The following is a 19,213-nucleotide window of genomic DNA, read 5'->3' on the forward strand; positions in this document are numbered from 1 at the left end:
GGTGGCTACTGCAGCATGCGCCTGCGGTGCACGAGGGCCGCCAGGCCGACGAGAAGGAGCAGCCCGCTGACACCGAGTAGCGCGCTGGCCCACGGACCGAGCCCCGTCTGGGACAGCTCCGAATCCGCGCCCTGGCTCGCATCGGACCCATCCGCCTCGCCGGCCGCCCGAGCATCGGGCCCACCGTCTGCCGACGAATCCGCTCCGCCGTCATCTGGGCCGTCCGTTGCGTCACCGGTCGTGTCACCGGTCATGTCGCCGGTCACGTCGTCGGTCGTGTCACCGTTCGAGGCACCCGTCGTGTCCACGGTCGAGTCGCCCGTGGGGGTGCCCGTTGGTCCGTCGGTCGGCGTGTCCGTCGGGCCGTCGGTGGGGGGTTCGGTCGGTGTGCCGGTCGGTTCGCCCGTGGGGCTCTCGCTCGGCTCTTCGGTGGGAGTCTCTGTCGGATCTGTGTCACAGCCAGGCGTGGTGAACACGTTGGTGTCCAGGGAGACCTGACCGTTGCGAGCCAGTGCCCGGCCCTCAACGACCGTTCCGGTGGTGACGGAGATCGATGTCAACGCCATGATTGTTCCGATGAAGGTTGAGCCGGTACCCAGCGTCGCTGAGCTACCCACCTGCCAGAACACGTTGCACGCCTGGGCGCCATTAATCAGTGCAACATCGCTGGACGTTGCGGTGATTAATGTGGAAGCGACCTGGAAAATGAAGACCGAGTTCGGGTCACCTTGAGCGTCCAGCGTCAGCGTCCCACTGAGTTCCAGGGGACCGCTGGAGTTGTAGACGCCGTCGGTGAGTGTCTGCCCGACGAGGTCCCCGCTGACCGAGGCCGTGGGGGCGCGGCCCGCTGCGTCGTCGTACGCGATCACCAAGTCCGACTGGGCTTGGGCGGCGGGCGCATCACCGGCGTGCACTGTTCCGCCAAGCGTGCCGGGCGGAAATCCCGTGATTGCAGTGCCCGGACTGACGCCAAGATCAGCACCCAGCGTGGTCGGGCCGGTATTGGTCACCGTCTGGCCGCCGAGTACTGAATAGCTCTGGGCGGTGCCGACTCCCACAGCCGGCGTGGCGGCCGAGGCGGGTAGCGGAGTCAGAGCGATGCTCGCCAGCACGAGCGCGGAAATGACCGCGAGGATACCGATGACCATGGTGCGATGATGTGCGAGACGTCCTGCGATTCCGCGCGTAGACGGGTGAAGTCCCATCGTGCTGCCTTCCATTCGTGGAGTGGCACGCTTCTGGGAAGGGCGTCAGAAATGACGCCCCGAAGCGAGTAATTCTCCGGGAATTGATCAGCAGCGATTAGGCCGACCCCTCGGATATTCACCACGATACGCCGTCGCTGGATATTGCGCCTGGTGTGTGATAAAGGCCCAGGTCACAGGGGTAGTGGTGCCACTTTCATTCATGGAAGAGCGACTGTCGGCGTGGTCGGCTTCATCTCACCCAGGGCTCGAGAGGGAGTCGATGGGCGCGTGAGGCGTCGGTGCCGGAAAGTGCTCACCCGTGGTCAGGCGGCGCCCGAGGTCAGATCCACGGCGTCCACGATGGTGTAGGCGTATCCCTGCTCGGCGAGGAACCGTTGCCGGTGGGCGGCGAAGTCCTGGTCCACCGTGTCCCGGGTGACGATCGCGTAGAAATGCGCGGTGCGCCCGTCGGCCTTGGGGCGCATCACCCGGCCGAGTCGCTGCGCCTCCTCCTGGCGGGAGCCGAACGAACCGGATATCTGGATCGCCACCGCCGCCTCGGGCAGGTCGATCGAGAAGTTCGCCACCTTGCTCACCACCAGGGTGTGCAGTTCACCGGTGCGGAAGGCCTCGAACAGTCGCTGCCGCTCCGGGACCGTGGTGGCGCCGGTGATCACCGGCGCCTCGAGTGCTTCGCTGAGCTCGGTGAGTTGGTCCAGGTACTGACCGATGATCAGGGTTTGCTCACCCGCATGCTTCTTCAGCAGTTCGCGCACCACGGCCGTCTTTCCGGATGCTGTGGCCGCGAGCCGATACCTGTCCTCGGGTTCGGCCATGGCGTAGGCCATCCGGTCGGAGTGCGGAAGGTCCAGGCGCACTTCAGTGCAATCCGCAGGGGCGATGTAGCCCTGGGCCTCGATGTCCTTCCACGGGGCGTCATACCGCTTCGGCCCGATGAGGGAGAACACCTCGTCCTCGCGGCCGTCCTCACGTACCAGCGTGGCGGTCAGGCCCAGGCGACGGCGGGCCTGCAGGTCCGCCGTCATCCGGAAGATCGGTGCCGGCAGCAGATGCACCTCGTCATAGACGATGAGGCCCCAGTCCCGCGCATCCAGCAGATCCAGGTGCGGGTAGGCGCCCTTCCGCTTCGTGGTGAGTACCTGGTAGGTGGCGATCGTGACCGGTCGGATCTCCTTCCGAGCGCCGGAGTACTCGCCGATCTCTTCCGCCGTCAGGGAGGTGCGGCGCACCAGCTCATCCCGCCACTGCCGGGCGCTGACGGTGTTGGTCACCAGGATCAACGTGGTGGTGCCGGACTGGGCCATCGCGCCGGCGCCCACCAGAGTCTTGCCCGCCCCGCAGGGAAGCACGACGACGCCGCTGCCGCCATGCCAGAAGGTTTCCACCGCTTCCTGTTGGTAGGGCCGCAGTGACCAGTCGCCGGTCTCCAGCGAGATGGCGTGCTTCTCGCCGTCGACGTACCCGGCGAGGTCCTCGGCCGGCCAGCCGAGCTTGACCAGCACCTGCTTGAGGTGGCCGCGTTCGCTGGCGTGCACCACGACGGTGCTCTCGTCGAGGCGTTCGCCCACCAGGCCGGCGGTGCGCTTGGAGCGCAGCACCTCGGTGAGGACCGGCACGTCGAGGGCGTGCAAGACGAGGCCATGTGTGGGGTGGGCGATCAACTGCAGGCGTCCGTAGCGAGACATCGTCTCTGCAATGTCCACGAGCAGGGCGTGGGGCACCGGGTAGCGCGAGTACTGGATGAGGGTGTTCACCACTTGCTCGGCGTCGTGCCCCGCGGCGCGGGCGTTCCACAGGCCGAGCGGAGTGAGCCGGTAGGTGTGAATGTGCTCCGGGGCGCGTTCCAGCTCGGCGAACGGGGCGATGGCGCGCCGGCACGCGCCGGCCTGCTCGTGGTCAACTTCGAGCAGCAGGGACTTGTCGGACTGGACGATGAGGGGGCCGTCGGGCATCCGATCATTGTCCCACCCGGTCTGGAGCAGTCGAAACGTGCAAGACGGACACTGCCGCCAGAGCTCGCACTCTCGACCTGGCTAGAATCGCCCCCCATGCGCTGGATCAAGGACAATCGCGTCACCGCGCTCGGCCTCGGCGCCCTGCTTGTGGTCACGATCGTCCTGGTGGTTCTTGCTCTGCGGCCGGTCCAGGCCCCGTCAAGTACCGGTCCTGCCTACACGCCACCGCCCTCCGCGAGTCCTGACTCCGTAGCGACTGAGGATGAGCCGAGCGAGGACCCACGTACCGCCGAACCGACGCAGGATGAGACGGATGCGCCGGAAGAACCGATCGAGCCCGTACCCACAACGCGCCTGCTGACCGCTGCCTCCTCCGAGCGTGCGTGGCGTGCGATGGTGGGCGACTGTGACGACCTGAGCGCCCTCGAGGTCACTGGTGATGGCGGAGACACGTGGGAGTTCGTTGATGCCGGGCTGACTCCCATTGTCCGCGTGAAGGCGCTCGATGAGAACACGATGTTCGCGATCGGTGGGGCAGCGGAGTGTGCCGCGAGCTTAAGGATCACTGCCTCTGCGGGAGCCGACTGGGAGGAATCGAACGAGGAGCTTGGCGGCTCCTGGTACCTCGAGCCCGGGGACCGCAACGTGGTGCATGGGCCCGCTGATGCGGCGGAGCCGTGCTCAGGTGACGTGGTGGACCTCGCCGGACTGAGCGGATCGGCAGCGGCAGTGGTGTGTACGGACGGTGACGTGCTGGAGACCGGCGATGCGGGTGACTCGTGGTCCTCGGTGGGGAACCTGCCCGGCGCTGTGGCGATAGCGCCGCAACTGGACGGTGCTGCGGACTTCCAGGGTTACCTGCTGGCGTCGATCGACCCTGACTGTGAGGGTGTCGCGATCCGGTCGGTGGGTCCCGAGGGTGCCGGCCTGGATGATTCCCCGGCCGGGTGTGCTGAGGTCGGCGAGGTCGCTGCTGGAGACGTCGCAGTGGCCCTCAGCGGTGACGTTGCGTGGCTGTGGGCGGCCGATGACGTGCTGGTCTCTGACGACGCCGGCGCCACCTGGTAAGCCGCTATTCCACCGAGGCGCCCAATCGGACGATATCGGGGTGCTCCTCGACGTACTCGGCGATCCGATCTTCCACGAATGCCTGGGACACCTCCTCGAGGGCCGTGTGGTCGAGGTTCACGATCGATTGGGTCCCATCAGGGCTCCACCCGGTGCCCTCCACCGGGGCACTGATGAAGGTGACATTTCCAGGGCGCAGGTCCCGCATCGAGAGTGCGAGGTCCCGCATCTCGCTGACGCCGAAGCCTTCATCGACGGCCATGTTCTCCGCTGCCACGGTGAGGAGGTCGGTCAGCGCGACCGGATCGGTGAGTACGTCGCGGTTGAAGGCGGCGGCGAGCATGCCTCGCATCCAGTTCTGTTGCCGCTGCATCCGGGAGAAGTCGCCTCCGGAGAGCCCGTAGCGCTGCCTGGTGTAGGCCAGGGCCTGCTCGCCATCCAGCAGGTGAGTACCCGCCTCCAGTGTGGTGCCGCCGGCCTCCAGGGGCTGGGTCAGTGTGATCTCCACGCCACCGAGCTCATCGGTGAGCTCTTGGAAGGACTCGAAGTCGGAGATCGCGACGTGGTCGATCCGGATGCCGGTCAGTTGTTCGATGGTGCCGACCATCAGGCTCGGCCCGCCAAAGGAGAAGGCGGCGTTGAGCTTGTTGTCCCCATGCGAGGGGATGGGGACCCAGGAGTCGCGGGGGAGGGACATCACGGTGACAGATTCGCGATCACCGCTGATCGAGGCGACCATGATCGCATCGGTGCGCTGCGCTCCGTATTCCCACTGCGATGGGTCGCCTGCGGAGATGCGGCTGTCCGAACCCAGGAACAGGATGTTCACCGGCGGCTCGTGGGTCTCGGTGCCCTCTGTGGCCGGGGCTGTGGTGGGCCGGTCATCACCGAGGCTCGCGAACGGGTCGTCGAAGCGTTCGATCCGGCTGTCGATCCGGTGCTGAAGGTAGAAGGCGCCAGCGACGGCGGTGACCACGAGGAGGGCGATGAGCGAGAGCGCGATCACCAGCGCGAGTTTGGTCCGGGACCGGCGGGCCCTGGGCCGGGTGCGGGAGCTCATGGCTGATTATGACTCACGGACGGCATCTGCGATGGCTGTGACGGCTCGGTGAATCTGATCGAAGGATCGCTGGTAAATCGCGCGCTCGCGGCGGTAGGGATCCACGATGTCGTCCTCGGTCGGTGAACTCGGAGGGCGCTGCCCGCGCAGGGCTCCTGCGAGGGGTGAGGCAGCCGTCAGTCGTTCCGCTGCACTTCCTCGCTCCGGTAGCGCCGAGGCATCGATCGCCTCCAGTGCCCGAGCGAACTCGGTGAGTGTGAACGTACGCCGGACGGCGCCGGGCCACAGGTCGACCACAGCGGCGCGATGCTCGCGGGTGAGGGCGAGGATCAGATCGGCCCCCCGCACGGTTGATTCGCTGAGCTGCCGGGCGCTGAACCGCTCGGCGTCTGCGCCCGCTTCGGCCAGCAGGATGTCCATCGGAGGTGAGATCGGCTCGCCAACGAGTGCGTGAGTGCCGGCGCTGGTGACCTCGACGCTGCTATCGAGGTGGACGGTGAGTAGTCGTTCTGCTGCGGGGGACCGGCACACGTTGCCCGTGCATACGGCGAGGATCCGGTACGGAGGGAACGCAGGAGTGCTCATAATCGCTCGTCAACTTTCGAGGAGCCGTCCATGGGCGTCACGTGCGCTGGCGTCCGGCCGAAGCACGCCGGGGCGGAGTTGCCGACGGCTCCTCGGACGTTCTCCGTGCTCGAATCGGCTCGGGATCACCGGTTGGCTCGACGGCGTGCTCCGGCTTGCGCTCGCTCGGTCGCCGGGCCGCCCGCTTTCCCTTGCCCCGGCGCGCCTGAGGTGCTCCCTCTTCGGGGTGAGCGGCGTAGGTGGAGTGGTAGTGGTAGCTGGTGTACCCGTTGGCGTGTTTGCGCCGCACCTTGTTCAACACCAGGCCAAGCACTCGTCCGTCGACCGACTCGAGGGTTTCCAGGGAGTCGGCCAGCTGCGCCTGGTGCACCACGTCACTGCCCACCACGAGAAGCGCGCCACCGGCATTGCCCGCAAGGATGGCGCCGTCGGTGACGGGGAGCAGGGGCGGGGAGTCGAACAGGACGACGTCGTACTGCTCGGTCGCTGCCTGCATGAACTGTTCCATGGTGTGCGAGCCCAGCAGCTCGCTCGGGTTTGGCGGGATCTTCCCTGAGGCGAGTACGTGCAGGTTGGTATTTCCCCATGGTTGAACCACGTCCGCGAGCGTGGCTCGGCCGATCAGCAAGGTGGTCAGGCCCACGCTGCCTTCGATCTGCATGTACTTCGCGATCTGGGGGCGGCGCAGATCCGCGTCGACCAGCAGTACCCGGGCGCCCGCCTCGGCCAAGGTGATCGCCAGGTTGATCGACGTCGTCGTCTTTCCCTCCTGCGGCATCGAGGAGGTGACCACAATGGAATGGGAGCGGTCTGCCAGGTCGAGGAACTGCAGGTTCGTCCGGAGCCGGCGATACGCCTCTGCACGAGGTGAACGGGGATCCACCTGGACCGTGAGCGGGTGCGCCGAGGCGTCGTCGTCATATGCGATCGTGGCCACCACGGACGCATCGGTGACGCGACTGATGTCCGACTCAGTGCGCACCTTGGTGTTCAGAACCTCGAGCAGGAGCGCGAGGCCGATTCCACCGAGCAGGCCGAGCACCAAGCCCAGGGCGAGGTTGCGCGGAGTGTTGGGGGAGGAGGGGCTCTCCGGGGCGGCGGCGGCCGAGATCGTGGTTGCCCGGACGCTTTCCCCCTCATCGCCGTCAGGTGACAGCTCCGTGACGGCGGCACCGAGACCTGCTCCGACTGCGTTGGCGATATCGGCGGCCTGTTGGGGCTCCGCGTCATCGACAGCGATCTCGATGATGACGGTGTTGATGGGAACCGTGACGCGGATCTGTTGCGCGAGCGCGCCGACACCAGTGTTCAGGTCGAGGTCTTCAATGACCTGCTCGAGCACGTACGGTGCAGTGGCGACCTCGGCGTAGGACTCCACCTGGCGTTGTGTGTAGGTAGACCCCTGGGCGAGGTCAGCGACCGAACCGCTGCCCCCGACGGCGAAGAACAGACTCGTGCGGGCCGTATAAGTGGGGGCGGTGGCGAGAGTAACGACTGCGCTGATCGCCAGCACGCTCAACGTGACCGCGACGATCGTGATCCATCGCTTGCGGATGATCGACGCATAGTCCCGCAACTCCACGGAGGCTCCTAGATCGGTGAGAACTATTGACATACTGGCACAGGATTGGTCAGTCCACCGGAAGTCATGTCACGTCGAGGAGGCGCTCGATATGCCCAGAGCCAGGATGGACGTGATCTGTCGCCGCTCTCAGACGCCGTGGGTTCGGTTCGACGCGAACTTGGCACCACCAATCCACGCTTCCAGAACTGGTCCAGTGGACGTTGCTCCGCCCCTCTCGAGCGCGTCACGCGCCGTGGCAGGCGTAGCCGTTCGTGTTGGTGGGAGTAAGAGGCTTCGAATCGGCGGCAGAGGTCGTCGGCGCTGTCCAGGTAGACCACAGATGAGATCCCTGCGAGGGGCCGGCGACACAGTCCCGCGTGCGCTTGGTGCCGCCAATGCCAGCGTTCAAGATCGTTCAGATTTCAGACTAGTCGCCCGAACAGGCCAATGCGCAACGGTGACTCGATGCGCTTTTTCTGGACGAATCGTCGTAGGAGTTCAGCTGGTATGAGATATGTCCTTGTACTTAACCAGTTTGCCTTGCCGCTCGACCAGGGAGGAGGAACTCGGCACGCTGAGCTCTTTGATCAACTTGACGGTTGGTCGGCGTATATCATGGCAGGCAACCGCAACCACTACAGTCAGGACCGGTTCGCCACGACTGATGGCAGGTTTGACCTCATCCCCGTTCCTGCCCAGGCAGGTACGCCTGCTCGGCGCCTGGTGTCTTGGCTGGTGTATTCGCTGCGGGTGTTTTTTCGCAGCTTTCGCCGCCGACCACTTCACCTTGTGTACGCCTCGAGCCCGCACCTTTTTGCGCCCTTGGCCGGCCTAGCCATCGCACGTCTTCGACGCGTTCCGCTCATCGTTGAGGTGCGAGATCTCTGGCCAGAATCCATGGTCGCGGCCGGGGTGCTCCGTCGAGGTGGCCGAGTTCATCGGGCCTTCGCTGAGCTTGAGAAATTCGTACTCAATGCGGCAGATCGCGTCGTTGCGGTGACCCCCGGGTGGCGGGACCATTTCGCATCGCTCGGCATTGAGGAATCACGCGTAGCCGTGGTGCCGAACGGCGCCGACCCATGGGAATCGAGCGGCTACAATCGTTCGACGATGCGCGAACATCTCGGTCTCACCGGCTTCTCAGCGGTATTTGCCGGTGCCCATGGTTCAGCGAATGGGCTCGACTTGATCCTAGAAGCAGCAGGCGCGCTTCCTGACATCAATTTTATTCTCATGGGCAACGGCCCGGCGAAAGCAGTGACCATCGCCCAGGCAGAAGAACAGAAGCTCATGAACGTCGAATTCTGGGACGGCGTCCCCAAGGATTCTCTCATGGAGGTCCTGGCGGCATTCGATGTCGGAATCCACTCTCTCGCGCCAATGTCGGTACTGGAGAAAGGTGCGAGCCCAAACAAGCTATTCGATTACGTTGCCGCCGGCATTCTGGCAGTGAGCAACTGTGACAGCGGATTGCGTCTCGTATTTCCTGATGACAAGTCAGTCATCTTGGGTCCGGCCGATTCGCTCACCGAAACTGTTTCGCGTGCTAGGAACATGGACGATGATGAGAGGAGTCGGCGACTGGAGGTCGGTCGACAGATTCTCGACGAACATTATTCTCGCGCAAATTCTCGGCGCAAGTTGCATGAAGTAATTTCAGGTGTTGTGGGCTCTTCGGGCTCCGGGCCCGGTTGATCGCTGGTCGGAGTTGGCTGGAGTGGAGAAGGCGGCGCAGGGGAAGTCGTGGCGTGAATGGGCGGAAAGTGAGGATATGCCTCGTGCTGCAAGGAGCCCGTTGATCGAGTCATTCGAGGCTTGCAGGGGGTCGAACGTCGACGAACTGGCTGCGTTTCCGGACTAATCCGCAGTTGAGGTGCCATGGGTTAGGAGGCAGCGTATTGAATGACGACGATTTTCACGGGCTGACACCCATGCATAGCCGTTCGATCTGGTCGAACAGCGAGCGCCGGCCCTCCACCACTCGCGCCCACTCCCGGTTGGTGTCGACGGGTACGCCGACTATGCCCGGTGTCGTCAGGGCAGCGGTGAGCGACTCCACCAGCGGCTCCGCGAGGAGTGTGACGCTTGCGCCGTCGGCGGCGAGCTCGCGGTAGACGGGTAGGTCACCGAGCAGCACCGGCGCTCCCGACGCGATGGCCTCGACAACCGTCGTCGACCGCTGATCGGCGCGCGGCACCGACACGACGGCGTCGGCCGCTGCGAACAGATCGATCAAGTCATCGTGCGATTGACGTGGCAGCGTGAGCGTGGCGTCCGTGCGGTGCAGAACGATTCGGTTGCAACTCTCAGCCGTGGTATCGATCTCGACGAGGCGGAGATGCCTCCTTCTGGCATGGGCAGCGGTGAACGCACGGCGGATTTCCTCATGACGGTAGACAGCGCCCAGACCGCGTGGCGCGAGGACGATCAGGTGATGGTCCGACAGCCCAAGGCGGGCACGGATGGCCGTCCCGACGCCCTCGGCAGGCTCAGTTAGTGCGGTCTCCGCCACACCCCACGAGCGGACCTCGGTGGTGACATCGACATCCGGCCAACTTCGCGCGATCGTCGTAGCCATCGCGCGTGACGTCGTCAGCACCAAGTCCGCCCGTCGAAGTATGAGAGAGGCCGCGCGGTGCCTGATGGTGGAACGGGTCGCTGCCGCGACCTCGCTGCCCCATGGGACCACGATGGTACGGGGTGCACGGCGAAGCAGCGCACCTAGCAGCCCGTGGGTGCCGAGGGAGTGCACGATGGAGATCGTGGGGCGCTTGCGCAGCCCCTCCGCAATCACTAGCGGTATGAGACGTCGGTGAGAGACCGCGCTTGCGGCCGTACTGAGCCCGACTGTGCGCACGTCCCAGCCACGCCGACGGAACTCTCCGACCCACAGCGCGGTGTGTGCCGAGGCCTGTGGCCCGACAATGCGGACGGATTTTGCGTCGCTCGCCATTCTTACTCCCTCGTGATGAGCAGTCGGTCGACGGCGAGCATGACGCGGGCGCGAAGGCGAGACCGTAGTCGACGCTCATAGTCGTGGAACCTCCGGGCGTAGATGCCGAACTCCATGCCGTAGAGCTCTTCGAAGACGAGCAGCAGGGCGATGTGGAGCCGGTGGTAGTCGGGTGAGCTCGGTGATCGACCGAGCATGTCGTACCGCGAGTAGTAGCCGATGTCCCATCTCGGCAGCAGGTCGTTCAACCTTCGGGCGGTGCGGGCGGCGGCATCGCCGCCGAAGCGAAGATCGTAGTCGTGCAAACCGAGCAGTGCGAAGCCTGCGCCATTGAGGATGTGCGGCGCTGGTGTGGCCGGACACTCCTCAGGGAATGGCAGGCCATCGGCGTCATACGTGGTGCAGCCGCCGTCCTCGACCGGTCGCAGGAGATGGGCGATGGCCGCGTCGACCCGACTCCGCGCGACCGCCGCCTCGGCGGCTGGCAGCGCATCCGCACTCCTGAGCAGTGCGGACGTCGCGAGGCCCTGCGCCATCGCGGAGGACCATCCTGGCGCGACGCCGTAGCGAGCTACGCGGACCGGATACCGCCAGGAGCCGTCTTCCTGCTGGGCCGCCAGCAACTCGCGCACGGCGGCGGATATTGTGCCGCGGTTCGCCCTTGTGAGACCGTCGTCGAGCTGCAACCGTGCAAGAATCCGGAAGCAGGTGGCGACCGGGTGGAGGAACTCAGCGCCGTCGTCGCCGGGTAGTCGGACCACGAGTGTGCCGGCGGCCAGGTGGGGCCCAAACACCGTGCAGTCGATGGGGTACAGGTCGTCCCACCGGGCCCTTGGTAGCACCCGGTACTGCGTGCCGGAGGCGAGGGCGCGCCGGATGAGGTGCCACAGTCGCGTCGTCATAGTTCGACGGCCCTCTGATAGATCTCTTCAACGGTGGAAACCGTCTTGGTGATGTCGAACATCTCGAGCACGTGCGATCGACCTTGCCCACCCATGTGGTGGCGAGTCTCCGGGTCGTCGGCGAGACGTCGGATGGCTCCTGCGAGGGCGCCGTCATCACCCGGGGGTACCAGCAATCCCGTGCTCCCATCGATAATGGTGTCGGGGAGGCCACCGACCCGGCTGCCGATCACGGGTCGGCGCATCAGGGAGGCCTCGACCATCGTGTAGGACGCTGACTCGCTCAGTGATGGGTTCACCAAAATGTCCATTCCGGCGATGACGTCCGGCATGTCGGTCCGATGTCCCAGAAAGTGCATGCGTCCGCCGTCGACCAGCGGCGCAGCGCGGCGTTCGAGCTCGCGTCGGTAGCTCCCATCGCCTACGAACTCGTCGCCGACGACGAAGAACCGCAGGCGCGCGTCCTGCTTCGCCAGCGAGAGAGCGGCGTCGATGAACACTTCGTGACCCTTGACCCCGATGTTCCTGAACGACTTCAGTCGCGTGGGGTACATGTGCGCGATGAGACCGACGGCGACATCGCTCGGCGTTAGCCCATAGCGGTCACGCAAGGGGGCGCCCGAGGTGGCCGGGTCAAACCGGTCGGTATGACAACCGTAGAAACTGACGGCGGTGTGCCGGGCACCGCGCTGGGCGTAGGTCTCTGCGAACTCGGTGCAGGATCCGACAAGTACCGTGTCCCAGCGCAGCGTCATTCGGTCGATCGCCGCGAGGGGGCGGCTCTGGAGGTGGACGGTGCCGGCAACCTGTGTCACTAGCCGCGGCGAGCGGCGGCCCCGCAGTATTATTCGCGCGAGAATGAAGGACTTGAACAGGTGGGCGTGCACGATGTCCCAGGATCCGCCGCGCATGAGGGCGCCCAGGTCACGGAACGCGCGAACGTGCCGACGCCAGTCCCTTGGGTGATAGCCACGGAATGGGATCACGTGCACGGCGGTCCCCGCCTGCGTCAGCCGCTCCTTGACCGTGCCCTCGCCGGGCACCACGGCCTCGATATAGTATCCGCGCCGAGCGAGCTCCGTGACCTGATCGACGAACCACGATGCCCCGTCGGCCGTTCCGCACACCTGTAGTACCCGCATCATGTCGGGACTCCTTCTCCTTCTGCTCGCGCAGGCCCAACAGGGTCGCGAGCGGGACGATCGTAACCGGCGTGAGCAGCGGCTCACCGAAGATCGAGCACACGGCGGCCGCGGTGAGAGCCAGCACGACGGCGAGGTCGATGCTCGAGCCGCCACGCCGCAGTGCTCGGACACGGCGCCGCCAAGCGGTGGCGACCGCCCCGAGCACCAGGAGGCCGATCGGGATGCCGAAGCCGGCAAGCAACGACAGGTAGGTGTTGTGCACGAACGTGTACCCCGCTGGCCCGCCCTGCTGCTCAATGGCCAGCGGCAGCGCGTGGATCCCGCTGCCGAGCAGCGGCATGTCGGAGATGATGCCGAGTGAGGACTCCCACAGGCTGAGCCGTGCGGACGAGGACGGGTCGAGACTGCCGTTGATGGTCGTGAACTCGATGCGGTCGCGCACGGAACTCGGTATGGCCAGCGTCAGCGGTGTCGCGAGCACAGCGACGGCGACAGCGACGGCGACCCTACGCCGTGTTGCAATGAGGACGAGGAGCATGGCCGCAAGGGCGAGGTAGCCGCTGCGCGAGAAGGTGAGGAGCAGAGCGCCCGTGCACAGGGCGCCCGTGACTAGGTGTAGGGCCGAGCGGGTCTCCGAGAACATCCCCGCCAACGCGACTGCGAGGCCGACGAGGAATACCAGTGCGAGCGCGTTCGCGTTGAGCCACTGGCCGCTCGTCGCCACGTCTACCCAGGCATACCGGGCTTGCGTCCCGAGCCGCGGTACCGCGTAGGCGAGGTAGCCGACCGCGAGAGCGGCGGTTCCCAGCAGCAGCACACGTACCGCGCTGTACGGGTCAAGTCGGCGCGCGACCTCGGTCGCGGTGATCCAGGCGGTGAGGATCGTGACACCGAGGAGGACGAGAACGTCAAGCTTGCCAGGGTGCAGCCAGGCAGTCACCAAGATCTGCAACGGGATCAGCACATGGAGGACGACGAGGAGTGTGCGTGGCTTGGCGGCGGGCTTCGCGATTGGGGTCAGGCTCATGACGAGACCGGCTGCCACGAGCAGACTCGCCGCTAGGTACGGTCCTGCCGTTGAGGTGCCCGCCGTCGCCGCCGTCGCCATCACGAGGAGCAAGGGAACGAGGCGCAGTAAAGCGCGCGAGCCTCGCAGCGGTTCCGCACCGACGCTCACTCGGCCACCCTATCCCGTAGCCGCGCGGAGCAGATGACGACGAACATCGTCGTGTAACCCGCGGAGATCGCCAGCGCCCCGCCGATGGCTCCGAGCGACGGGGTCGCTGCTAACTGCACTCCGACGCTGACGACGACCGCGAGAAGGCTCGCCCACAGGACGAGCCGGTATCGAGAGCGCGAAATGAGGTAGCTCTGGACGACCCGTGCGTAGGAGAAGAGCACGACACCCGGCACCATGATCTGGAGAACCCGCGCCGCGCCGGAATAGTTGGTGCCGTAGAGCAGGGGCACGAGCCACGGAGCGGCTAGCGCGGCCACCGCGCCGACGGCCGCTGCGAGGGCCGCAATCCGGAGGGCGTTGTGGCGCACCGCTGTCGGCGACGTTTCCGAGCTGTAGTACCGGGGCAGCAGCACCGTGCCGGCCGCGACCGGAAGCACGAGCAGGAGATCAGCCACGGGTGAGGCCACGGCGAGGATCCCCACCGCCGCTGTGCCCGACAACGCTTGGAGAAGCGGGACCTGCATACGCATGAAGAGCGCCTGCGAGATGGTGATAGACCGCGTCCGGGAGGCCGTGTGAGCTACCGCGGATGTGCGATCGGTGCGCAGGTCGTGTGGATGGCGGCGGACCACCCACACGAAGCAGAGGAGTGCCACCAGGTATCCGGCGAGAAACGCCACTTGGTATGCCGCGACGCCTGCTTGCCCCACGGCCGCGATCACCATGGTCGCCAGTAGGTAGATCGCGGCGTTCATGAGCGTGCCCGCCACCCAAACCCACCAGCGGCGCAGTCCCAGGATCGCGTTGCCGTAGAGCTGGACGGCCACCACGGGCGGGATCGAGATGAGGCAGATGGCGAGCTGTGGCGTGCTCAGCCCCAAAATGCCGATCCGGGCTAGGAGCACAGTTGTGACGAGCACAACGATGAGGCCGGTGATGACGACGATGCGCCGCATGATGAGCCCGAACACCTCGGCGCGCTGATCCCGATTCGCAGTGCGCAAGGCAGCTGTCTCCAGGCCAGCGCTCACGACGATCGCTGGTACCGCCGTCAACGTGAGCGCGACGGCATAGACACCACGATCCTCTGGCACCATCGACCGTGCGAGCACCACGCCGACCAGCACCGAGAGCGCCATCGCGAAGTAGCGGGACAGCGTAACGCGTGCGATGGCGCGGGGGCTGCCGGAGTCGGTCTCGGTGAGGTGCGCCGGGAGCGGATCGATGTTCGAGACACGGTCCGAGGCAGGTTCGGGTTCGTGGGCAGGTGCGGCGGCTTGGCCCGGGGCATCCCGCCGTCGCGAGCGGCGGGCGATCACCGCGCAGGCACCCCCTTGACGGTCGCGGAACTGGCTACATTTCGTACCACGACTGCCCCGGCACCTATGGTTGCATTTGGTCCCAGGCGGAGATTCTGCAATATGGTTGCATTGGCTCCGATGTAGCAGGAATCGCCGATCCGAACGCCACCCGAGATGCATGCAGCAGGATTTATCCTGGTGTAAGAACCGACCTCAGAGTCGTGTCCTATGGTCACGTTCTGATCGATCTGCACGTGTTCGCCGACGGTGATTTCGACACTCAGCCGGGCCCCGGCGGCAATAACGCACCCGGGCCGTATCTCAACACTGCCTCCGATCGTGGCGTCAGGGTGGATCGCGGTACCGAACGAACACGCCGGTGGTAGTTGCCCGACCAGACGCTCGCGTACCTGCGGGCTACCGACGGCCACGATGACACTGACCGAGGATCCTGCTGCTTCAATTGCAGCATTGATCGCACCTAGATAGGGCGTCTCCGCACGCCGGAGTGACTCGAGCGAGAGGTCGGAGGGAGCGTCGTCGGCTACGCCAAGTAGTCGCCAGGCTGGTCGCACTACGTTGGCGGCTCGGATGATCTCGACCACTTCGCGTCCGAAACCGCCAGCGCCGATGATGATCAGTGGCCGAGGCTGCATCTACTTTTCCACGCCTTCGCCGGCCCGGAACCTCGGCATCGTTGCTTCCCCGGGAGCGGCGATGCCGCGACGTTGAAAGACGCGCAGCGTGGTGAGGCCGAGGATGTGGAGGTCGCGGCGCAGACTGTGCTTGTCCACATAGTCGAGATCGAACGTGAACCGAGCTGACCAACTGATCGCGTTGCGCCCCATGACCTGAGCGAGACCGGTGAGTCCAGGTTTGACCTCGTGACGACGTGCCTGCTCGGGCGTGTACTCATCGAGGTACTGCATCAGGAGCGGTCGAGGGCCGACCAGACTCATATCCCCTCGGATCACGTTCAGTAGGGCAGGTAATTCGTCGATGCTCGTGGCCCTGAGGAACCGTCCGACTGAGGTGAGGCGGGAGGCGTCATCGGTCGCGCCGGAGGGACCCGCTGGGCGCATGGTGCGCAGTTTGATCATCTCGAAGGGCTTCCCCAGAAGGCCTGGTCGTTGCTGCCGGAAGAACACGGGTGGCCCCATGCTCACTCGGACGGCAACCGCAGCGAGCGCCTGGATAGGTGACGTGAGCACGAAGGCGGGGATTGCGACAGCGAGGTCGAGAAATCGCTTGCCGGTATAGCTCATCCTGATGCTCCAGCGAGTTGCCCGGTCAGCTGCTCACAGACTCGGGCGACGTCATCATCGGCCAGAGCCGACCCGCTCGGTAGGGCGAGACCACGCACGAACAGGTCGTCCACTACGCCACTGCCGACGAACTGAGTGCCCGCGAACACTGGTTGGAGGTGCATGGGTTTCCACAGATGCCTGGCCTCGATACCGGAGTCGCCGAGAGTAGCGATGACTTCGGTGACGTCGACGGCGGGATCCTCGACAACCAGCGTGGTCAACCAGCAATTGTCATCCTCATGCGCCCGCCCCGGCTCCTCGCCCAGGAAGCGCACCGGCAGGTCCGCGAGCGCACTGATGTACATCTCCCGAATCTCACGCCGCCGCGCGATCATCGAATCGAGTCGGGTGAGCTGCCCCCGTCCCAGGGCGGCGAGCACGTTGGAGAGCCGGTAGTTGTAGCCAATCTCGGTGTGCTCGTACCACGGCATCGGTTCCCGGGCCTGGGTGGAGAGCTTGCGAGCGTGCGTGATCAAGTCGCCGTCATCACTGAGCAGCATGCCGCCACCGGAGGTGGTCATGATCTTGTTGCCGTTGAAAGACAGTGCCGCGGCCCGGCCGAATGACCCGGCGGCGCGGCCTCGGTAGGTGGCCCCAAGCGCCTCGGCGGCGTCTTCCAGCAGCGGCACGCCCCGCTCAGCAAGGGCGGGCTCGATCTCGGCATAGTCGCAGGCACGGCCGAACAGGTCCACCATCATGGCGGCGACCACTTCCCGGCCCTCGGCACGGAGGGTGTCCACCGCGTCGATCAGCAGTGCTGGATCCACGTTGCCGTCCCCGGCGCGGCTGTCCACGAACACCGGCTCCGCGCCGGTGTAGGCCACGGCGTTGGCCGAGGCGGCAAAGGTCATGCTCGGCAGCACCACCACGGTACCCGGGCGGGCGCCCAGGTGGACCAGGGCCAGGTGCAGCGCGGCGGTGCCCGAGGAGAGCGCCAAGGCGTGGCGGACCCCGACTCGTTCGGCGACCTCGGCCTCGAAGGCATCCACGTGCGGACCCAGCGGTGCAATCCAACCGGAGCGGACGGCGTCGAGCACGAACTGCTCCTCGATCTCCGTGACGTCGGGCTGCGAAAGGAGGATCCGGCTCACGTGATGTGCGCGCTCTCGCGGTGGTGCTCGCGCCCGGGCAGGGCCGGCAGATCGCCCGGATCCAAGGGTGGCACTGCGACGTGACTGATCATCGGATGATGACGCTTCTCCCCATGCTCGCTCTCGTTGAACAGGATCTCGTGCATCTTCTCACCCGACCGCAAGCCAGTGAAAACGATCTTCACATCGGCTCGCGCCTGGGCGATCAATCGCTGGGCAACATCGAGGATCCGCACCGGTTCTCCCATGTCGAGCACCAGCACCTCGCCGTCGGATCCGATCGCGCCGGCCTGGATCACGAGTTCGCACGCTTCCGGGATAGTCATGAAGTAGCGCGTCACGTCGGGGTGCGTCACGGTGACCGGGCCACCCGCCGCGATCTGCGTGGTGAAGGTGTGCAGCATCGATCCCCGTGATCCCAGCACATTGCCGAACCGGACGGACAAGTACGTACCCATCGCACGGGCCCCATACCAGGCGGTGAGTTGCTCCGCGAGGCGCTTGGTGCGGCCGAGCACACTGGAAGGAGTCGCCGCCTTATCGGTCGAGATGTTTACGAACTTGGCGCAGTGGTATCGATTGGCGGCCTCCAGCACGTTGAGCGTGCCGAGAACGTTCGTCTTCCACCCTTCGTCCGGGTACTGCTCCAGCAGCGGCAGGTGCTTCAACGCCGCCGCATGGAAAACCACATCGGGGCGGTGCTTGGCAAACGCCGCCTCCAGGGCGTCGCTGTCGCGGATGCTCGCCAGCACGATGTCATCGGTGTCCAGCAACCCCTGGCCGTAGATGGACAACTGGACGCTGTGCAGTGCCGACTCGTCCCTGTCCAGCAGGATGAGCTTGCTGGGGCCGAGGCGATGCAGTTGCCGGGCCAGTTCGGCCCCGATAGATCCGCCCGCACCGGTCACGAGCACCGTGCGGCCGTTCAGATAGTCCGCGATGGCGCTGAGGTCCGTCTGGATCTGATGCCGCCCCAGCACGTCCGAGATATCGACCTCGCGGATATCGCTGAGCCGCACGCGGCCGTCGAGAAGGCGGGAGACGGGGGGCAACACCATGAACGTCGCGCCGGCCTGTTCGACGGTGGCGGAGGTCTCCTCGACGAGCCGCGAACTGGCGCTGGTGATTGCGAGAATGACCGTGCCGATCTCGTACTGCTCGATGAGCTGGGCGAGGTTCTCCTTCCGGCCGAGAACCGGCACGCCCAGCAGCCGCAGATGTCGCTTCGTCGGGCTGTCATCGATCAGGCCGACCACGTGGAACGAGGGCTCATCGTTCGTGTGGATGAGCTGGATGAGCTGATGACCGGCATCACCGGCGCCGTAGATGAGGGTTCGGTTGCCGCCCGTGGCCCCCGCTCTGGCGTGCTGGTACCACATGCGCCAGCACCAACGCCCGGCCGCCATGGCGAGCAAGGCGATCGGTGGTGCCACGATCGCCATCGCGGGAGGGAACGCTGCGGGGCCGATCGTCAGGAACGATGAGGTCAGTATCGCTCCGACGAGGAGTGTGCATAAGGCGAGGCCGATGCTCTCGTCGAAACTGGCCGTGCGATAGCGCCCCCGGTACAGCATCAACAGGAGCCCGACTGCGAGCTGGAGCAGGCAGGCGGCCCCGAGATAGGTCGCGATCGCGCCCCAGTGCATGAGGTCCAGGTCGAAGCCGTAACGCGCACCAGCGACGAAGACGATCGCGCACAGCCAACTGAAGCAGTCCCACAGGGCCTTGAGGAGGCGTCTCCTCATCGGCCGGTCGACCAGGCTCTCTCCCCAAGCCATATAACACCCATTCTGTCGCCTTTGATAGCAGGCGTTCGCACCGCCGCTCAGGCTATGGCCCGAGTGCGCGAATCAAGATTCGCGCTGTGATCGCTATACTAGCGATCAATTCGGTT

The 19,213-nt window shown here is 65.7% G+C and carries 16 protein-coding genes; 2 read left to right on the forward strand and 14 right to left on the reverse strand.

The window, feature by feature from the left end:
- Window positions 1-5 precede the first annotated feature (5 nt).
- Together LQF10_RS03850 and LQF10_RS03855 are read right to left on the reverse strand one after the other, a co-directional pair.
- Window positions 6-1,148 carry an ice-binding family protein gene (locus LQF10_RS03850; RefSeq protein WP_231066180.1) on the reverse strand — a complete coding sequence of 381 codons (1,143 nt, stop codon included), beginning with the start codon at window positions 1,146-1,148 and terminating at the stop codon, window positions 6-8.
- A gap of 362 nt (window positions 1,149-1,510) precedes the next feature.
- Complete coding sequence (locus LQF10_RS03855) at window positions 1,511-3,160, reverse strand: DNA repair helicase XPB (protein WP_231066181.1); 1,650 nt, start codon at window positions 3,158-3,160, stop codon at window positions 1,511-1,513.
- Window positions 3,161-3,256: 96 nt separating this feature from the next.
- Between LQF10_RS03855 and LQF10_RS03860 the strand changes: the two genes are divergently transcribed.
- A complete protein-coding gene (locus tag LQF10_RS03860) occupies window positions 3,257-4,231 on the forward strand; it encodes a hypothetical protein (RefSeq protein WP_231066182.1) in 975 nt (324 codons plus the stop codon).
- A 4-nt stretch (window positions 4,232-4,235) separates the two neighbouring features.
- Here LQF10_RS03860 and LQF10_RS03865 read toward each other — a convergent pair whose 3' ends face one another.
- The 3 genes from LQF10_RS03865 to LQF10_RS03875 are packed head-to-tail and all read right to left on the reverse strand — an operon-like array spanning window position 4,236 to window position 7,491.
- Window positions 4,236-5,291, reverse strand: a complete 1,056-nt coding sequence (locus LQF10_RS03865) for an LCP family protein (RefSeq protein WP_231066183.1) — start codon at window positions 5,289-5,291, stop codon at window positions 4,236-4,238.
- A 6-nt stretch (window positions 5,292-5,297) separates the two neighbouring features.
- Window positions 5,298-5,876: an arsenate reductase/protein-tyrosine-phosphatase family protein gene (locus LQF10_RS03870; RefSeq protein WP_231066184.1), complete on the reverse strand. Its 579-nt coding sequence runs from the start codon at window positions 5,874-5,876 to the stop codon at window positions 5,298-5,300.
- Window positions 5,877-5,913: 37 nt separating this feature from the next.
- A complete protein-coding gene (locus tag LQF10_RS03875; protein ID WP_231066185.1) occupies window positions 5,914-7,491 on the reverse strand; it encodes a tyrosine-protein kinase domain-containing protein in 1,578 nt (525 codons plus the stop codon).
- Between the two features lie 456 nt (window positions 7,492-7,947).
- On the opposite strand from LQF10_RS03875, the gene LQF10_RS03880 reads away from it, so the two are divergent.
- A complete protein-coding gene (locus LQF10_RS03880) occupies window positions 7,948-9,135 on the forward strand; it encodes a glycosyltransferase family 4 protein (protein WP_231066186.1) in 1,188 nt (395 codons plus the stop codon).
- Between the two features lie 220 nt (window positions 9,136-9,355).
- Here the strand turns inward: LQF10_RS03880 and LQF10_RS03885 are convergent, their stop codons facing one another.
- Genes LQF10_RS03885 through LQF10_RS03920 form a run of 9 tightly spaced genes read right to left on the reverse strand, consistent with a single transcriptional unit; the run spans window position 9,356 to window position 19,064 of the window.
- Window positions 9,356-10,393 (reverse strand): glycosyltransferase, encoded by a 1,038-nt coding sequence (locus LQF10_RS03885; protein ID WP_231066187.1) that lies wholly within the window; start codon window positions 10,391-10,393, stop codon window positions 9,356-9,358.
- A 2-nt stretch (window positions 10,394-10,395) separates the two neighbouring features.
- Window positions 10,396-11,295 (reverse strand): D-glucuronyl C5-epimerase family protein, encoded by a 900-nt coding sequence (locus LQF10_RS03890; protein WP_231066188.1) that lies wholly within the window; start codon window positions 11,293-11,295, stop codon window positions 10,396-10,398.
- Entirely contained in the window at window positions 11,292-12,338 is a 1,047-nt protein-coding gene (locus tag LQF10_RS03895; protein WP_231067240.1) for a glycosyltransferase family 4 protein, read from the reverse strand. Before LQF10_RS03895 ends, LQF10_RS03890 begins: the two co-directional genes overlap by 4 nt.
- Entirely contained in the window at window positions 12,220-13,617 is a 1,398-nt protein-coding gene (locus tag LQF10_RS03900; protein ID WP_231066189.1) for an O-antigen ligase family protein, read from the reverse strand. The genes LQF10_RS03895 and LQF10_RS03900 overlap by 119 nt, the downstream gene beginning before the upstream one ends.
- Entirely contained in the window at window positions 13,614-14,939 is a 1,326-nt protein-coding gene (locus tag LQF10_RS03905; protein WP_231066190.1) for a lipopolysaccharide biosynthesis protein, read from the reverse strand. Before LQF10_RS03905 ends, LQF10_RS03900 begins: the two co-directional genes overlap by 4 nt.
- Window positions 14,936-15,577, reverse strand: coding sequence for an acetyltransferase (locus LQF10_RS19440; protein WP_354002619.1), 642 nt, complete (start codon window positions 15,575-15,577; stop codon window positions 14,936-14,938). Before LQF10_RS19440 ends, LQF10_RS03905 begins: the two co-directional genes overlap by 4 nt.
- Window positions 15,578-16,186, reverse strand: a complete 609-nt coding sequence (locus LQF10_RS03910) for a sugar transferase (RefSeq protein WP_231066191.1) — start codon at window positions 16,184-16,186, stop codon at window positions 15,578-15,580.
- Window positions 16,183-17,319 carry a DegT/DnrJ/EryC1/StrS family aminotransferase gene (locus LQF10_RS03915; RefSeq protein ID WP_231066192.1) on the reverse strand — a complete coding sequence of 379 codons (1,137 nt, stop codon included), beginning with the start codon at window positions 17,317-17,319 and terminating at the stop codon, window positions 16,183-16,185. Before LQF10_RS03915 ends, LQF10_RS03910 begins: the two co-directional genes overlap by 4 nt.
- A complete protein-coding gene (locus LQF10_RS03920) occupies window positions 17,316-19,064 on the reverse strand; it encodes a polysaccharide biosynthesis protein (RefSeq protein WP_231066193.1) in 1,749 nt (582 codons plus the stop codon). The genes LQF10_RS03915 and LQF10_RS03920 overlap by 4 nt, the downstream gene beginning before the upstream one ends.
- Between the last annotated feature and the right edge of the window lie 149 nt (window positions 19,065-19,213).

The sequence above is a fragment of the Ruania halotolerans genome (genome assembly GCF_021049285.1).
Lineage (GTDB): Bacteria > Actinomycetota > Actinomycetes > Actinomycetales > Beutenbergiaceae > Ruania > Ruania halotolerans.

Bases quoted from the DNA above. Each gene is read 5' to 3' on its own strand.
- LQF10_RS03910 (WP_231066191.1), bottom strand. From the start codon at position 16,186: ATGAGCTATACCGGCAAGCGATTTCTCGACCTCGCTGTCGCAATCCCC.
- LQF10_RS03860 (WP_231066182.1), top strand. From the start codon at position 3,257: ATGCGCTGGATCAAGGACAATCGCGTCACCGCGCTCGGCCTCGGCGCC.
- LQF10_RS03890 (WP_231066188.1), bottom strand. From the start codon at position 11,295: ATGACGACGCGACTGTGGCACCTCATCCGGCGCGCCCTCGCCTCCGGC.
- LQF10_RS19440 (WP_354002619.1), bottom strand. From the start codon at position 15,577: ATGCAGCCTCGGCCACTGATCATCATCGGCGCTGGCGGTTTCGGACGC.
- LQF10_RS03870 (WP_231066184.1), bottom strand. From the start codon at position 5,876: ATGAGCACTCCTGCGTTCCCTCCGTACCGGATCCTCGCCGTATGCACG.
- LQF10_RS03920 (WP_231066193.1), bottom strand. From the start codon at position 19,064: ATGAGGAGACGCCTCCTCAAGGCCCTGTGGGACTGCTTCAGTTGGCTG.
- LQF10_RS03885 (WP_231066187.1), bottom strand. From the start codon at position 10,393: ATGGCGAGCGACGCAAAATCCGTCCGCATTGTCGGGCCACAGGCCTCG.
- LQF10_RS03850 (WP_231066180.1), bottom strand. From the start codon at position 1,148: ATGGTCATCGGTATCCTCGCGGTCATTTCCGCGCTCGTGCTGGCGAGC.
- LQF10_RS03880 (WP_231066186.1), top strand. From the start codon at position 7,948: ATGAGATATGTCCTTGTACTTAACCAGTTTGCCTTGCCGCTCGACCAG.
- LQF10_RS03865 (WP_231066183.1), bottom strand. From the start codon at position 5,291: ATGAGCTCCCGCACCCGGCCCAGGGCCCGCCGGTCCCGGACCAAACTC.
- LQF10_RS03855 (WP_231066181.1), bottom strand. From the start codon at position 3,160: ATGCCCGACGGCCCCCTCATCGTCCAGTCCGACAAGTCCCTGCTGCTC.
- LQF10_RS03875 (WP_231066185.1), bottom strand. From the start codon at position 7,491: ATGTCAATAGTTCTCACCGATCTAGGAGCCTCCGTGGAGTTGCGGGAC.